This window comes from Campylobacter sp. TTU-622 (genome assembly GCF_016598965.1).
Lineage (GTDB): Bacteria > Campylobacterota > Campylobacteria > Campylobacterales > Campylobacteraceae > Campylobacter_D.
The window spans coordinates 14125-29642 of the sequence record NZ_JAENKR010000008.1; the positions used below are offsets into that span (position 1 = coordinate 14125).

Annotated in this window: 16 protein-coding genes and 1 pseudogene; 7 read left to right on the forward strand and 10 right to left on the reverse strand. The window is 27.8% G+C overall.

Annotated features, from left to right (window positions below; translation table 11 throughout):
• Positions 1-2: 2 nt before the first annotated feature.
• The 4 genes from rpmF to JG677_RS01900 form a co-directional block, all read right to left on the reverse strand.
• The gene (gene rpmF, locus JG677_RS01885) at positions 3-149 is read right to left on the reverse strand and encodes a 50S ribosomal protein L32 (protein ID WP_200170059.1); all 147 of its coding nucleotides are present in this window, start codon (positions 147-149) and stop codon (positions 3-5) included.
• A 12-nt stretch (positions 150-161) separates the two neighbouring features.
• Positions 162-515 (reverse strand): hypothetical protein, encoded by a 354-nt coding sequence (locus tag JG677_RS01890; protein WP_200170058.1) that lies wholly within the window; start codon positions 513-515, stop codon positions 162-164.
• Positions 515-928 (reverse strand): nucleoside-diphosphate kinase, encoded by a 414-nt coding sequence (gene ndk, locus JG677_RS01895; protein ID WP_200284878.1) that lies wholly within the window; start codon positions 926-928, stop codon positions 515-517. The genes JG677_RS01890 and ndk overlap by 1 nt, the downstream gene beginning before the upstream one ends.
• 95 nt (positions 929-1023) lie before the next feature.
• Positions 1024-1308, reverse strand: a complete 285-nt coding sequence (locus JG677_RS01900; protein ID WP_200284874.1) for a DUF362 domain-containing protein — start codon at positions 1306-1308, stop codon at positions 1024-1026.
• A gap of 201 nt (positions 1309-1509) precedes the next feature.
• On the opposite strand from JG677_RS01900, the gene JG677_RS01905 reads away from it, so the two are divergent.
• Together JG677_RS01905 and flhB are read left to right on the forward strand one after the other, a co-directional pair.
• Complete coding sequence (locus JG677_RS01905) at positions 1510-2106, forward strand: peroxiredoxin (protein ID WP_200170056.1); 597 nt, start codon at positions 1510-1512, stop codon at positions 2104-2106.
• 211 nt (positions 2107-2317) lie between these two features.
• Complete coding sequence (flhB, locus tag JG677_RS01910; RefSeq protein WP_200217348.1) at positions 2318-3406, forward strand: flagellar biosynthesis protein FlhB; 1089 nt, start codon at positions 2318-2320, stop codon at positions 3404-3406.
• Here the strand turns inward: flhB and motB are convergent.
• Genes motB through polA form a run of 3 tightly spaced genes read right to left on the reverse strand, consistent with a single transcriptional unit; the run spans position 3403 to position 7565 of the window.
• On the reverse strand, positions 3403-4134 hold the full coding sequence (motB, locus tag JG677_RS01915) for a flagellar motor protein MotB (RefSeq protein ID WP_200170054.1): 732 nt from the start codon (positions 4132-4134) through the stop codon (positions 3403-3405). The genes flhB and motB overlap by 4 nt on opposite strands.
• Before the next feature lie 2 nt (positions 4135-4136).
• Positions 4137-4913 carry a flagellar motor stator protein MotA gene (gene motA / locus JG677_RS01920; protein WP_200170053.1) on the reverse strand — a complete coding sequence of 259 codons (777 nt, stop codon included), beginning with the start codon at positions 4911-4913 and terminating at the stop codon, positions 4137-4139.
• A gap of 12 nt (positions 4914-4925) precedes the next feature.
• Complete coding sequence (polA, locus tag JG677_RS01925; protein WP_200170052.1) at positions 4926-7565, reverse strand: DNA polymerase I; 2640 nt, start codon at positions 7563-7565, stop codon at positions 4926-4928.
• A 154-nt stretch (positions 7566-7719) separates the two neighbouring features.
• Between polA and JG677_RS01930 the strand changes: the two genes are divergently transcribed.
• Entirely contained in the window at positions 7720-9081 is a 1362-nt protein-coding gene (locus JG677_RS01930) for an MFS transporter (RefSeq protein ID WP_200284876.1), read from the forward strand.
• Complete coding sequence (locus JG677_RS01935) at positions 9081-10088, forward strand: nucleoside hydrolase (RefSeq protein ID WP_200284880.1); 1008 nt, start codon at positions 9081-9083, stop codon at positions 10086-10088. Before JG677_RS01930 ends, JG677_RS01935 begins: the two co-directional genes overlap by 1 nt.
• Here JG677_RS01935 and JG677_RS01940 read toward each other — a convergent pair.
• The 3 genes from JG677_RS01940 to JG677_RS01950 form a co-directional block, all read right to left on the reverse strand.
• Positions 10044-10475: a YqaA family protein gene (locus JG677_RS01940; RefSeq protein WP_200170050.1), complete on the reverse strand. Its 432-nt coding sequence runs from the start codon at positions 10473-10475 to the stop codon at positions 10044-10046. The two genes, JG677_RS01935 and JG677_RS01940, sit on opposite strands and share 45 nt — an antisense overlap.
• Positions 10476-10501: 26 nt before the next feature.
• A complete protein-coding gene (gene uvrA / locus JG677_RS01945) occupies positions 10502-13324 on the reverse strand; it encodes an excinuclease ABC subunit UvrA (protein ID WP_200170049.1) in 2823 nt (940 codons plus the stop codon).
• An 85-nt stretch (positions 13325-13409) separates the two neighbouring features.
• Positions 13410-14195, reverse strand: a complete 786-nt coding sequence (locus JG677_RS01950; RefSeq protein WP_200170048.1) for a sulfite exporter TauE/SafE family protein — start codon at positions 14193-14195, stop codon at positions 13410-13412.
• A gap of 144 nt (positions 14196-14339) precedes the next feature.
• Here JG677_RS01950 and JG677_RS01955 point away from each other — a divergent pair, with 144 nt between their 5' ends.
• From JG677_RS01955 to JG677_RS01965, 3 genes and pseudogenes are all read left to right on the forward strand, one after another.
• A complete protein-coding gene (locus JG677_RS01955; protein WP_200170047.1) occupies positions 14340-14768 on the forward strand; it encodes a chemotaxis protein CheX in 429 nt (142 codons plus the stop codon).
• Entirely contained in the window at positions 14761-15069 is a 309-nt protein-coding gene (gene fliN / locus JG677_RS01960) for a flagellar motor switch protein FliN (protein ID WP_200170046.1), read from the forward strand. The genes JG677_RS01955 and fliN overlap by 8 nt, the downstream gene beginning before the upstream one ends.
• Positions 15069-15518, forward strand: a pseudogene (locus JG677_RS01965) (hypothetical protein); the annotation flags it as partial. The gene fliN and the pseudogene JG677_RS01965, both read left to right, overlap by 1 nt.

The following is a 15518-nucleotide window of genomic DNA, read 5'->3' on the forward strand; positions in this document are numbered from 1 at the left end:
TATTAGTATTCCTTGGTAACTGGATTAACACGATGAGGCATTTTATAACTTCCATCTTTGTCTTTGATAGGCATTGGAAGAACTACTTTATAGTGTGTTCTGCGTTTTGCTGCACGTGTTTTACTTACTCTTCTTTTAGGTACTGCCATTTTTTCTCCTTTTTAATTTTTACATTTATTACAATAAAAATAATCACTAAAATATGTTTCAATCTCTCCAATTGCAATTTCCATTAAATCAATTTGAGAGTCAAAGAATTCGATAGTATTGCTAAGTTCATTTGCCAAATCCTTAAAAATACCATCACTTGCAAATAGCTCTAGTTTTTCATTAAAAGAAAATTCTGTTTCTTCGCCACAACTATCACAAGGTTTATAAATAAAACCTCTTATTATAGCATTTATTTTTACTATTTTAGCATTTATTTTTACCATATCTCCTTCAAAAACTACATTTTCAAGGTCTAATTTGAAAGGATAAGGTGTTGTATGAATTTTAGAAAAATAAATCTTCATTAATAAATTTCATCAGCTTTAAAGAAAAAATCAATCTCAATTTTTGCATTTTCTAAGCTATCACTTCCGTGTACAGCATTTGCATCAATATTTTCAGCAAAATCAGCTCTTATAGTTCCAGCTTTAGCTTCTTTTGGATTGGTTGCTCCCATTAGCTCTCTGTTTTTAAATACGGCGTTTTCTCCTTCTAAAACAGAAACAACTACAGGCCCACTAATCATAAATTTAACTAGATCTTTAAAGAAGGGTCTATCTTTATGAATTTGGTAAAACTCTTCAGCTTGATTTTGACTTAATTGAATTTTTTTTATTGCAATAATTTTTAAGCCATTACTTTCAAAACGATCAAGAATTTTACCTATTACATTTTTTTTAACTGCATCTGGTTTAATAATTGATAAAGTTTTTTGAATCAAAGTATTCTCCACAATTTATTTTAAAAAGCTATGATTATACTTAAATTATTCTAAAATTTTATTTAATTTATACTTTATCAATTTTTTATTTTTTATGCAAATACAGGGGTACTTCCATCTCTCATACTTGCATCAATCTCACTGCGACTTGGTTGTCCTTCTTGAATATCACTCCAAACTATACATCCATCCGTAGGACAAGCACTTGCACAGGCTGGTTGATCATTGTAACCTACACATTCAACGCATTTATTTGCATATACATAATAACTATCTTCATTGTTAGGATTGCTAGCATCATCAACTATTGCTGAAACCGGACATTCATCAATACAAGAACCACATGCAATACAAATATCTGTAATTTTTACTGCCATTTTTTCTCCTTAATTAAACAATATAAATAATTAGAATTTTATCATATTATTCTTAAAAACTTATTTTTTTGATAATCAAAATTTACTACTTATTGATAATATTTATTAAAAATCAACATTATAATGTTTATTTCAAAAATATTTAAAGATTTAAACGATATAATTTTGCTATCAATAAAATTTATTATTTAGGAGAAAAAAATGATAGTTACAAAAAAAGCTTTAGATTTTACTGCTCCAGCAGTTTTAGGAAATAATGAAATAGTAGAAGATTTTAATCTTTATAAAAATATAGGACCAAAAGGTGCTGTTGTATTTTTTTATCCAAAAGATTTTACTTTTGTATGTCCTTCTGAAATCATTGCATTTGATAAGAGATATCAAGAATTTAAAGATAGAGGAATTGAAGTAATTGGAATTTCTGGTGATAATGAATTTTCGCATTTTGCTTGGAAAAATACTCCAGTAAACCAAGGTGGTATTGGCCAAGTTAAATTTCCTTTAGTCGCTGATTTAACTAAACAAATAGCTAGAAATTTTGATGTATTATATGCAGAAGCTGTAGCACTTCGCGGATCTTTCCTTTTAGATGCTGATGGAACAGTTCGTCATGCGGTAATTAATGATTTACCACTTGGAAGAAATATCGATGAAATGATTAGAATGGTTGATACTATGCTTTTCACAAATGAGCACGGCGAAGTTTGTCCAGCAGGCTGGAATAAAGGTGATGAAGGTATGAAAGCAAATCCTAAAGGTGTTGCTGATTATCTTAATAAAAACGAAAATAAACTTTAATTAATCTTTCCCCTTTAAGAAGGGGAATTTTTTATTTATATATTTTAAAATTAATCTTATATCTTACTTATTTAAAAATCAGAATTTAATATAAAATAAACTTTTATGAATTTTGTTAGTTTAAAAATATTTTTTAATATAATCATTAAATATAAATTTTATCAAGTATAGGTTATTTAAAATTTATTAGGTTTAATAAATAGGAGAATTTATGGCGGGTGAAGATCAAGAAAAAACAGAAGAACCCACGTCCAAAAAGATTGAAGATGCCAGAAAAGAAGGGAATGTTCCTAAAAGTCAAGACGCTTCTGCGGTTATAAGTTTAATTGTTGCTGTAGCTATTACTCTATTTTTAATGGGTTTTTTAGGTGAAAGAATAGTTAATTTATATAGATATTATCAAAGTTTTATTGGAGTTGAACTTGATCTTAGAATAATTCAAGCAATTATGATTAAAAGTATTTTTGAAGTTTTAATAATGCTTGCTCCTATAGTATTAAGCATTATGGTTGCAGGTGTTCTAGGAAATGTTATGCAATTTGGTTTTGTTTTTACAACAAAACCTATTATGCCAAATTTAGGAAAAATTAATCCTTTAAAAGGTATTAAAAATCTTTTTTCTTTAAAAAAATTATTAGAAAGTGTTAAAATTATTTTAAAAGTTAGTGTTGTTTTCACTATAGCTTTTATAGTGTTGCTTCAATTTGTAAAAGAACTTCCAAAGGTTGAACTTTATAATATCACTAATCAGCTTATTTGGTTAAGAGATAAGGCTGTTATTTTAGCTGCTATTGTAATTATTGCTTTTATGATTATTGCTGTTTTAGATGTATTTTTAGTGCGTTTTCAGTATTTTAAAAGTCTTAGAATGAGTAAACAAGAAATCAAAGATGAATATAAACAAATGGAGGGGGATCCGCAAGTTAAAGCAAGAATTCGTCGTATTCAAATGGAGACAGCACGTCGTCGTATGGTACAAGATGTAGCAGGTGCTGATGTTGTTATAACAAATCCTACTCATTATGCTGTTGCAATTCGTTATGATTCAACCAAAGAACAAGCTCCAAGAGTTGTGGCAAAAGGTATTGATTTTTTAGCTTTAAGGATTAAAGAAATTGCTTATAAAAATAATGTTGTTGTTTATGAAAATCCTCCTTTAGCAAGAGAACTTTATAAAGTTTGTGATATAAACGATCTAATTCCTAGAGAATTATTTAAGGCTGTAGCTGAAGTATTAGGATTTGTTTATAATTCTAACAATAAAAGTAGACTTTCAAACCAAATTAATTCTAAAAATTAATTTGGTCTATGAATAAGTTCAAGTATAGATTTTTGCGCAGCTTCATTATCGCTATCAACTTTAAAATAAATTTCAACTCTATTATTATTTAAAGTAGTAGGATTATTTTGTAAAGGTTCATTAAAGCCATAGCTTTTTACACTTAAATTTTTTATATTAACTCCACCATCAATAAAATATTTTAAGACACTTTGGGCCCTTTCGTAACCTAAATCAAAACTTCTTAATATGGTATCACTATTATCTGTATAGCCTCTAATTTCAATTTTCGTTTGCGGAGGTAAATTAAGAGCGAGTTGTGCCATACGTTTTAAATAATCTTTTATATCAGCAGATACAATTTCAGCACTCCCTCTTTGAAATAAGATTTTAGAAGGAAGATTTAAGGCGACTTCATTATTTGATTGATCTAAAGCAGCTTGAAGTTTTTTAATGGTATCTTGTTGAGTTGTTATTCTTTGTTTTAAAGCTTCTATTTCATCACTTTCTATTTTTGCTGCTCCTTTATATTTTTCTTGATTTTTGCTTTCTTCTTGTATGGTTTGAGTTGTAGTATAATCAAAAATTTTGATAAATTCTGTTTTTAAAGCCTCAACTTTTGCTGGATTTGATTTTGAAATTGCCCATAAAGCTATAAAAAGTGCTAAAAGTAAACTTAAAAAATCAGCATAAGGAACAGCCCATTTTTCACCTGCTGGACATTCTGGGCATTTATGTTTTTTTGCCATTTTTAACCTTTGTCAAATTGTGAAATTTTAGGATCATCGTGACTTAGAAAATTAAAGAGTTTAGCTTCTAAATCTCTAGGATTAGCCCCTTCTGCTATACCTTTAATAGCTTCAGTGATTACAATTTGTTCTTTAACCAAATCCATACCGTTAGCTTTCATTTTTCTACCCCAAGGAGCAAAAAGAGCATATGCTCCAAAAATTCCTGTAACTGTTGCGGTAAAAGCTCCTGAAATACCAGCAGCCATTGCTTGAGGATCATCAAGAAGTTTAAGTGCCAATATAAGTCCAAATACTGCTCCAACTAATCCCATAGTTGGACAAGTTTCTCCAAATACTATCCAGTATTCTGCACATTCTTTATAATGTTCTTCAAGTTGTTCGGTTTGAATTTCCATACTTTCTTTTATTTCTTCAAAACTTTTTCCATCTACTAGCATCATCATAGCATTTTTTAAAAATTCATTTTCAATTTCATTGGTTTTTGACTCTAAAGCCAAAAGACCATCTCTTCTTGCTATAATAGCAAATTCTATAAGTTGAGCGATTCTTTCTGAAAGATTAACCCCTGAACCTTTAAAAACTACTTTTAATTCTTTATAAGCAGCCTTAACTATTTTTTTGTGAGTAGAAGTCATTGCACAAAATGCAGCAGTTGGCATCACGATAAGAAATGAAGAAAGGTGAATAACATGTAAAGGGTTTCCCCCTTCTAGTATGTCACCAACAGAAATACTTGTTATAGCAAGTACCATTCCAAGTATGGTTGAAAGATCCATTAGCAATTCTCCTTATTTAAGTTCTCCCCAATTTTTGGCAATACTTGATGAAGTTTTTAATTTTACATTTAATTTTACAATATTTTCCATAATATCAGTAGCTTTTTTTACAAAATTTTCACACAATTCATCTTTCACTTCAAAAATAAGTTCATCATGAATTTGTAAAATGAGTTTTTTATTTTCATCTAAGTCTGAGGCAATTTTTATCATAGCAAGTTTAATAATATCAGCTGCTGATCCTTGTAAAATAGAATTTATACTTTCTCTTTCATACATTGCTATTTGCACAGCTTTAGCATTTTCGAAATTAAAAAATCTTTTACGACCTAAGAGTGTGGTAATAAAACCATTTTTTTTAACTTCATTTTTAACTTGTTCAAAATATTCTTTAATGCTTGTAAAATTTTCAAAATACTTTTCTATATAAGATTTAGCAAGTTTTGTTTCAATTTTTAAATTAGCACTTAAAGTTTTATAACCCATGCCATAAATAAGTCCAAAATTAATACTTTTTGCTATACTTCTTGTTTTATAATTGCTTTCACCAAATATCATAATAGCTGTTTTTGAATGGATATCTTCATCATTTGAAAATGCTTCTAAAAGTTTTTGATCTTTACTAAAATGTGCAAGCATTCTAAGTTCTATTTGAGAATAATCTAAGGAGATAAAACTAAAACCATCTTGTGCAATAAAACAAGATTTATAATCTTTAGCATATTGTCCATGTGCTGGAATATTTTGCAAATTTGGATCTTTAGAAGAAAGGCGTCCTGTTGCAGTTCCTGTTTGTAAAAAACTTGAATAAATTCTTGAATTTTCATCTTTTTGTGCTAATTTTAAAAGAGGCTCGCAGTAGGTTGAATAAAGTTTGGCAAGTTCTCTATAAGATAAAATCTTTTCTATTGCAGGATGTTCATCAATAAGTTCTTTTAAAACTTTTTCATCGGTAGAATATCCTGTTTTGCTTTTTTTCTTAGTATTAAGATTGAGTTTGTTAAATAAAACTTCTGCTATTTGTTTAGGGGAATTAAGATTAAAACGATCTTGACATAAAGTATAAATTTCTTCGCTTATTTTTTTTATTTCTTTGCTAAATTGTTGCATTAAATTTTCAAGCTCTAATATATTAAGCTTTATACCATTTTCTTCCATCATTATAATAACTTTTATAAAATCAAATTCGTTTTTATAGGCAAGTTCTAATAATTTTGGTTCTAAATTTTTTAAAAAATAAAGATAAAATTTTAAAGTGATATAAGCATCTTCTGCTGCATATTTACAAGCTTTATCAAGTTCTATACTCGCAAAATTTTCCCCTTTTTTTACTATATCTTCAAAATGTAAGGTCTTATAATCAAAAAGCCTTAAAGCTAAATCATCCATATTTACTCTTAAGCTAGGATTAAAAAGCCAAGCTAATATCATAGTATCAGCATATTTTTGAGGAGGATTTAAATCAAAATTATTTTGTATGATTTTAAAATCATATTTAAGATTATGTCCTATGATAGTATGTTTGTAAATAATTTCTATAGCTTTTTTTGCGCTTTGAAGTGGAATTTGTTCTTTTACTCCCAAATAATTATGATTTAAAGGAACATAAAAGGCTTCATTTTCATTATAACAAAAGCTAAATCCAACTATTTTAGCTTTTTTTGTATCAAGACCGGTTGTTTCTGTATCGAAAGCAATAATACTTTCTTTATCTAAATTTTCTAAAATATTAAAAAGTTGATTTTCATCTAAAATTAAAGTCGTTTTGAAATTTAAAATTTTATTTTGATTTTTTGGATTTAGTTGCATTTTTTTAATCAAAGAATTAAGTTCGTATTCTTCTAAAATATTTGTAATTTTTAGTAAAGGTTCTTCTTGATTAAAAACAGATTTTTCTAATAAATTTGGAATTTCAATATCATTTTTTAAACTAGCAAGCTTTTTACTTAAAAAAGCATTTTCTTTTCCTTCTAAAAGAAGAGTGCGACTTCTTTCATTACGTACCAACATAAGATTTTCATAAATGTTTTCTATATTATCAAATTGTTCAAGTAGAGTTTTGGCTCCTTTAGCACCTATACCCTTAACTCCTGGAATATTATCAGAGCTATCTCCACAAAGAGCTAAAAAATCTCTAATTTGTGAAGGTTTTACACCATATTTTTCCATGCAAGCTTCTTCATTATAATCATTTTTAGAAATAGGACTATAAATACTAACTTTTCCATTTTTTATAAGTTGATAAAGATCCTTATCTTGAGTAATAATGCGTACAAAAATATCTTTATCTTCACATTTTTTAACAACAGAAGCTATAATATCATCTGCTTCATAACCTTCTTTAGAATAGCTCATAAAACCCATTTTTTCAATCATTTCGATACAAATTGGAATTTGTGCTAATAATTCTTCAGGTGGTGAGGTACGGTTGATTTTGTAATTTGGATCAATTTCACTTCTAAAAGTTTTACCTTTGCAATCAAGTGCAAATAAAATATAATCACTTTTATATTCATCTTTTAAATTATAAATAAAATTAGCAAAGCCTGAAATCATACCACTAGGGGCACCTTTAGAGTTTTTAAGCCCTTTAAGTGCATAAAAAAGTCTAAAGAAAAATCCAAATGTATCAATTATAGTTAAAGTTTTCATAGAGTAAATCTTTAATTAAGAAATTTATTTTTTTAATTATTTCAAATTTTAACTTAAAAATTAGGAAAAATGTTGAAATTAAAAGTTGATAATAGGTATTTAAGCAAAATTAGTATATTTTTTCATCTTTTAATTTATTATTGTAAGGAGAAATATGTCGAATAAACAAGCTTGTAGTATCGCAGATCAAAATTTTAATACTCCTGATGGAAAAAAAGCTTTTAAAAAAGCCATATTCTCTTGTTGGCTTGGAACAGCTTTAGAATATGCTGATTTTGCACTTTATGGTTTGGCTGCAGCAACTATTTTTTCAGAAGTATTCTTTCCGGAACAAACTCCAGTAATAGCTCTTTTACTTTCTTTTGTTACTTATGGTATAGGTTTTATTGCAAGACCTATAGGAGCTTTATTTTTTGGATACTTAGGGGATAAGTATGGAAGAAAAAATATTATGATGATAACTATTGCTTTGATGGGAATTTCTACAACGCTTATAGGTTTTATTCCAAGTTATGCTATTATAGGAATTTGGGCACCGCTTTGTTTGGTTATTTTAAGATTTATGCAAGGTTTAGGAGCAGGAGCAGAGCTTTCAGGCGGAACTATTATGCTTGGAGAATATGCTCCTAGTAAAAGAAGAGGACTTGTTTCTTCTGTTATAGCACTAGGATCAAATAGTGGAACTTTACTCGCTTCTTTTGTATGGCTTTTAGTAGTGCAAATTGATGATGAATCTTTTAAAGAGTGGGGTTGGAGAATTCCTTTTATTGGAAGTTTTTTGATTGTTTTATTTGCTCTTTATTTGCGTATTTATATTAAAGAAAGTCCTGTTTTTGCAAAACAAAAAGAGGAGATGTTAAAAATTAGGGCGCAAAATGTGAAAGAATTAGAAGAGGATACAAGAACTTTTTGGCAAAAAAGTAAAGCATTTTGGATTATGGTTGGTTTAAGAATAGGAGAAAACGGACCATCTTATTTAGCACAAGGTTTTATAGTAGGTTATGTTACTAAGATTTTGCTTTTAGACAAATCAGTAGCTACAACAGCAGTTTTAAGTGCCTCTTTATTTGGATTTTTGATAATTCCTTTAGCAGGTTATTTAAGTGATAAATTTGGAAGAAAAATAACTTATAGAGCTTTTTGTTTTCTTTTAATGCTGTATGCTTTTCCTGCTTTTATGTTATTAGATAGCAAAGATGAACTTATAGTAATTTTAACCATTATCGTAGGAATGTCTTTAGCATCTTTAGGAATTTTTGGAGTTCAAGCAGCGTGGGGTGTTGAAATGTTTGGAGTTAAAAATCGTTATACTAAAATGGCTTTTGCAAAAGAATTAGGCTCTATTCTTTCAGGTGGAAGCGCACCTATGATAGCTTCTTTCTTGCTTGCTTATTATGGAACTTGGATTCCTATAGCAATTTATTTTGTTGTAACTGCTGGTATAGGGTTTGTTACTACCTTTTTTGCACCAGAAACAAGAGGAAGAGATTTAAATTTAATTAAAGATGCTATATGATCCGTTTGATTTTGGATACTGATATAGGTAATGGTATAGCAGGAGCTAATACTGATGATGGTTTAGCCCTTGCTTTAATTTTAGCTTCTAAAGAAATTAAACTTGAAATGATAAGTACAGTAAATGGCAATGTATCTAATATTGTAGCCTATAGTGTAGCAAAGCATTTTTTAAAGCTTTGGAATTTAAATATTCCTGTGTATTTAGGAGCTGATTCTGCCTTAAAAGAACCTATGAAACCTTGGCGCAATAGGCTTGATAATAGTGTTAAAAAGCAAAATTTAAAATTTCTTTGGGATACGATAAAAAAACCTAAAATAATAAAAAATATAATACCTAATGCTCCTTTGAAAATGGGCGAACTTATAATGCAAAATCCTAAAAAAATTTCAATTTGTGCTATAGGTCCTCTTACAAATATAGCTATTGCTATGAGACTTTTTAAAAATTTTGATAAAAATGTAAAAGAAATTCATATTATGGGTGGTAGTTTTGATATGCCCTCATATATTAAAGATACAAATTTTGGTTTTGATCCAGAAGCAGCTAATATAGTATTAAATTCAAAGGCAAAAGTTGTTTTAGCTCCTTATAATGCTACTATGCAAACTTTATTAACTCATAAAGATTTAGATGAATTAGAAAATAAAAATGAACTCTGTAATTATTTAATTCAAACTTTAAGGGCTTGGATTTACTATGCTAGTCGCACAAGAGGAACTAAAGGAACTTGGATCCATGATGCTTTAAGTGTAGCTTATATGCTTGATGAAAATATTGCAGAATTTAATGAGTATTTTGTAGATGTAGTTTGTGATAGTTCTTTAATTAGAGGTTTAGCTTATCGTGTTGAGAAAGAGCCAAAATTAAGTTTAGGTTTAAATTTAAAAGAAAAAAAGCCGGTAAAAGTTTTAAAAAATATAGATAATTCTAAACTTTTAGAGCTTATTAAGACAAGATTATTAAAAGGAATTTGCTATAAAAATTATAAAAATATAACGACTTAATTTTCCAAGAGTGATAAAAATAATAGCTCTTATAAGAGGGTATTTAGCAAATCCTAACCCTAAAACAAAGATATCTCCTACTATGGGTAAAAAACTTAAAAAAGAGAATATTGCCCCAAAGCGATTAAAATTAATACTTAATTTTTCTAATTTTTTTAAAGAATTTGAAAAATATTTTTCTAAAATTTTTTGTTTTCCTAAAAAAGCAAGGGTATAAGTACTCAAACTCCCTAAAGTATTTCCTAAAGTAGCTATAAAAAGTACTGAATAAGGATTAAAATTAAATTTAATAAAAGCAAGCACAAAAGCTTCGCTTGCAAGTGGAAGAAGCGTGCTTGAGAGAAAGCTTGCTAAAAAAAGCATAGGATAACTAAGAGTTTCAAACATTCAAAGGCCTAATTAATTATTTTAAATTAATTTTTATCGCTTTTAAGTTCTAAATTTAAATAATATCCTGTATAAGAACCTGTTTTTTTATATTCTTTTGCTACTTTTTCTACATTACCACTTGCTATAATTTTACCTCCTTTAATCCCGCCTTCTGGTCCCATATCTATGATATAATCAGCATTTTTGATTACATCTAAATTGTGTTCGATTACAAAAACTGAATTTTTTAAATCCACTAAATGTTGCAAAACAGAAATAAGTTTATTAACATCTTCAAAATGAAGTCCTGTAGTAGGTTCATCTAGGATATAAAGAGTTTTACCGGTATCACTTCTACTTAATTCTTTGGCAAGTTTGATTCTTTGAGCTTCTCCTCCGCTTAGAGTTGTAGCATTTTGCCCTAAGGTAAGATAATCTAGTCCTACTTTTACTAAAGTTTCAAGTTTTTGACGAATTTTTGGCACAGAACTAAAAAAATCATACGCTTCTAAAACACTCATTTTTAAGATATCTGAAATATTTTTATCTTTATATTTGATTTCTAAAGTAGCATCATTATAGCGCTTACCTCCGCAGGTATCACAAATAACCATAACATCAGGTAAAAAGTGCATTTCTATTTTAATTTCTCCATCCCCGCTACATTTTTCACATCTTCCCCCTTTTACATTAAAAGAAAAGCGTCCTGCTTTATAGCCTCTTGCTTTAGCTTCTTTAGTAGCTGCAAAAAGATTGCGAATTTCATCCATAACTCCTGTATAAGTGGCAGGATTAGACCTTGGGGTGCGTCCAATAGGACTTTGATCAAGATAAATAACTTTATCAAGTTGTTCCAATCCTTCTATTTCAACTCCACCTAATTTTTTTACCTTTTTAGCGTGATTTAGAGATTCTTGTGCAAATGGAAGTAAAGTTTGTAGTATTAAAGAGCTTTTTCCACTTCCTGAAACACCTGTAATAGCTACAAGATTTTGTAAAGGAAATTTGGCATTTAAATTTGATATATTATTAATATTTACATTTTTTAATTCAAGATAATTTTTTTGTTTTCTATTTTTTTGCCAAGAAATTTGTTTTTTTTTGTTCATATAAAGAGCAGTTTCGCTTTTGCTTTTTAGAAGTTCTTTATAAGTTCCACTAAAAACAACTTCTCCACCAAATTTTCCAGCTTTTGGACCAATATCAACAATAAAATCAGCTTCTTCAATTGTCATTTTATCATGTTCTACCACAATAAGCGTATTACCTTTTTGTTGTAAATTTCTTAAAGTTTTAATGAGCTTTGCTGTATCTCTTTCATGAAGTCCAATGCTTGGCTCATCTAAAACATACATTACTCCACTTAAACCACTTCCAATTTGAGATGCAATACGTATTCTTTGAGCTTCTCCACCACTGATTGTTCTAGCATCACGCCCTAAAGAAAGATATCCAAGTCCTACATCAAAAAGAAAAAATAATCTTTCATTTATTTCTTTAAGTATAGGTTTTGCTATGAGTTTTTGTTGTGCATTTAAATAATCAAAATTACTTTCTTGTGAAAAAAAAGCACTTGAATTTTCTATACTCATATCTAAAATTTCCCCTAAGCCTTTGTTGGCTACTTTTACAGCTAAGCTTTCTGGCTTTAAGCGATGAGCATTGCAATCTTTGCAAATTTTTTCACTCATATATTCATTTAAGTCTTTTTCATCTTTTAATATATCATAAGCTATTTTGATTACACCTTCAAAAGTTCGTTTTAAATGATTTCTTTTCCAAGTAAAATTTATAGTTTTTGCATTGCCATATAATACAAGACGTTTTTGTTCTTCATTGAGTTCAGCAAAAGGAGTTTTAATAGAAATTTCATTTTGCTCACAAAAAGCAATTAAAAATTTATAATAATAGCTTTTATTAAAACCATACATAGTTTTAATAGCACCATTTTCGATACTTAAATTTTCATCAATGATTTTTTTCATATCTAGAGTGTAACGAATTCCTAAACCATCACAAGATTCGCAAGCTCCTTTTGGAGAATTAAAAGAAAAACTTAAAGGCTCAAGTGGCATAAAAGAAATTTTACAATCAAAACAAGCAGAGTGAATACTATAATGATAATGTTTATTTAAGCCTAATTCTTCATTATTTAATACTTCTAATTCTATTTCTCCAAAGCTTTCTTCAAGTCCTTTTTCAATATCGCTTGCAAGACGTGAGAGTAAATCTTCTTGAATTTCTAATCTATCAATTACGAGTTTAATGGTATGTTTTTTTGTTTTAGAAAGTTCAATATCTTCATCTAAACGCACTAAAACTCCATCAATTTGTGCTCTTATATAACCTTTATTGCGTAGATTTTCAAGTAAATCTGCATAAGTGCCTTTTTTTTCTCTGATTAAAGGAGCATAAAGAATAATTTTTGCTCCTTTAGGAAATTTTAAAATTTCTGACACTATATCTTCTGTATTCATTGAAGTAATTTTTTTACCACATTGATGACAATGTTGCACCCCAATTCTTGCATATAAAAGTCTTAAATAATCATAAATTTCAGTGATTGTTCCAACTGTAGAGCGTGGATTTTTTGAAGTTGTTTTTTGATCAATTGCAATGGCTGGAGTTAATCCTTCAATTTTATCTACATCAGGTTTGCCTACTTTATCTAAAAATTGTCTCGCATAAGCACTTAAGCTTTCTATATAACGACGTTGGCCTTCAGCATAAAGAGTGCCAAAGGCAAGAGTAGATTTACCTGAGCCTGAAAGACCTGTGAATACTATAAGTTTATTTTTTGGAATTTCAAGATTGATATTTTTAAGATTATTTTCTTTTGCGCCTATGATTTTTATCATATCATTCATTTTTTTTCCTAAAAATTAATTAAATTTGGAATTCTAGCATAAATAAAATTAAAAATCTAAAGTTTTTATTTGAATTTAGCTTTACTTAAAAAACTATAATTCCAAGTTTTCTAAGCAAAGAATGCGTAGTTGCAAATATAGATAAAGCATAGATGAAGAGTAAAATTTTGCGATGAGAAGAAAGTTTCATTTTTTCTATGATTTTAATACCCATGAAAACTCCTATCATTGACGCAATTCCTACTATTATACCTTTATGAATTACTTCACTATCAATTACATTTGAATTTGAAAAAGAAATAATTCCAGAAATTGAAGCAAATATTACAAAAAACAAAGATAAAGAAACAACTTTTTTACTATCATAGCCTAGAAAATAAGCTAAAATTGGAGCAATCAATAATCCACCTCCAATTCCTAAAGAAATAGCGAAAACACCAGTAAAGGTTCCAGCTATAAATAAAATTATATTTTTTTGTAAAATGCTTTTATTATTTTTAACTACATTTTCCTTGATTCCAAAGGCATATTTTAGAAAAAAAATACAACTTACACCTAAAAATATAGATGTTAAACTAATATCACTTAAGTATTTTAAAAGTGTTCCACTAAAGCTTGCACCTAAAAGACCTCCTAAACCTATATAAATTCCATCTTTTAAATTTAAATTCTTTTTTTTATAATTTAAATAAGATCCAAAAATTGCAGCAAAAATCATTTGTAAAACTGAAATTCCAATGGCAGAATGCGAGCTTGCACCTAAAATTAACATAGTAGGGACTATTATCATTCCACCACCTATGCCAAAAAGTCCTGAAGCTACGCCAGATATAATTCCTATAGCAAAATAAGGTAAATCTATTAAGTTCATTTAATATCCTAAATTACATTTTATATACTTTACAAATTAAAATATTTTTTTTATAAAATAAAAATAAAATCTTTAAAAATAATTAAGAATTTTAAATATTTTTTATATTATAATAAGAATAATTTTATTTTTAAGGTATGGGTTATGTTAAGTATGCTTGAATATTCAACCACTCATTTTTATAATCACATTTTAAAAATGCATATTGAAAAAATGAAAAAGATAAAAAAGGGTGAATTTTATGCAACTTCTATCACTATAAAAAACAATGAAATAGAAAATGTTTTTTATTTATTTTTCTCTCAATCGATTTTACAAGAAATTGCTAGTATATTAATTCCAGGTGAAGATTTGAGTGAAAATGATTGGCAAGATCTTACTAAAGAATGTACTAATCAGATTATAGGATATATGAAAAAATTACTTAATGATGCGCAAGGAAAAGATGAATATAAACTTGGAATTCCAAAATATCTTGGAAAAACTGATCCTTCAAGTATAAAACTTAATGAATTTTTAGTATATAAACTTGATGATCATTATTTTAAAATAGGTTTTAATAATTATGAATGATGATATTGAATTTAGCAATTATCACGGCTTACTTCATTCTTACGAAGATATTTTAGATATTACAGTTGATTTTGTTAGTGAGCTTGGAACGACTAATATGAGTGTAAATGAGCTTTTAAAATTAGAAGTAGGTTCTGTTATAGATCTTGAAAAGCCAGCAGGAGAAAGTGTTGAGCTTTATATTAATAAAAGAATTTTTGGAAAAGGCGAAGTTATGGTATATGAAAAAAATCTTGCCATAAGAATTAATGAGATTTTAGATTCTAAAACGGTGTTACAATATTTTAAAAAAGAAATTTAATGAGAATTTTATTTGTCTTTTTTTGTTTTTTATTTCCACTTTTTTCCGCAAATTTAACTGATTATAACATTTATAACAGAAACGATAGAGTAGATTTAATGCTTTCTTTTGATAGTGCTTATCAAGGTAATATTTCTCAAAGAAAAGATAAAAAAATATTAGAACTTATTTTTGATAATCTTAAGTATTCTAAAAATGAAATAAAAAATCTTCAATCTAAGTTTATAGATAAGATTGCAATTAGTTCAAAGAATAATAAAACATTTATTATGTTTCATAATAAAGAAGAAATAAATTTAAATGTTAGTTCTGTTAATGATAAATTTGGGATTAGGGTTAGAATTACTCCTTTAAATCAAAGCAATATTGAAGAATTATCAAAAGCAAGTTCAATGTCTAGTAGTGAAAATTTTTTAACAACTAAAGAAAAAATTTCACAAGAGTATAAT

Bases quoted from the DNA above. Each gene is read 5' to 3' on its own strand.
- JG677_RS01950 (WP_200170048.1), bottom strand. From the start codon at position 14,195: ATGAACTTAATAGATTTACCTTATTTTGCTATAGGAATTATATCTGGC.
- JG677_RS01900 (WP_200284874.1), bottom strand. From the start codon at position 1,308: ATGGCAGTAAAAATTACAGATATTTGTATTGCATGTGGTTCTTGTATT.
- JG677_RS01955 (WP_200170047.1), top strand. From the start codon at position 14,340: ATGTTAAGTATGCTTGAATATTCAACCACTCATTTTTATAATCACATT.
- JG677_RS01930 (WP_200284876.1), top strand. From the start codon at position 7,720: ATGTCGAATAAACAAGCTTGTAGTATCGCAGATCAAAATTTTAATACT.
- fliN (WP_200170046.1), top strand. From the start codon at position 14,761: ATGAATGATGATATTGAATTTAGCAATTATCACGGCTTACTTCATTCT.
- uvrA (WP_200170049.1), bottom strand. From the start codon at position 13,324: ATGAATGATATGATAAAAATCATAGGCGCAAAAGAAAATAATCTTAAA.
- polA (WP_200170052.1), bottom strand. From the start codon at position 7,565: ATGAAAACTTTAACTATAATTGATACATTTGGATTTTTCTTTAGACTT.
- motA (WP_200170053.1), bottom strand. From the start codon at position 4,913: ATGGATCTTTCAACCATACTTGGAATGGTACTTGCTATAACAAGTATT.
- flhB (WP_200217348.1), top strand. From the start codon at position 2,318: ATGGCGGGTGAAGATCAAGAAAAAACAGAAGAACCCACGTCCAAAAAG.
- JG677_RS01890 (WP_200170058.1), bottom strand. From the start codon at position 515: ATGAAGATTTATTTTTCTAAAATTCATACAACACCTTATCCTTTCAAA.
- rpmF (WP_200170059.1), bottom strand. From the start codon at position 149: ATGGCAGTACCTAAAAGAAGAGTAAGTAAAACACGTGCAGCAAAACGC.
- JG677_RS01905 (WP_200170056.1), top strand. From the start codon at position 1,510: ATGATAGTTACAAAAAAAGCTTTAGATTTTACTGCTCCAGCAGTTTTA.
- motB (WP_200170054.1), bottom strand. From the start codon at position 4,134: ATGGCAAAAAAACATAAATGCCCAGAATGTCCAGCAGGTGAAAAATGG.
- JG677_RS01940 (WP_200170050.1), bottom strand. From the start codon at position 10,475: ATGTTTGAAACTCTTAGTTATCCTATGCTTTTTTTAGCAAGCTTTCTC.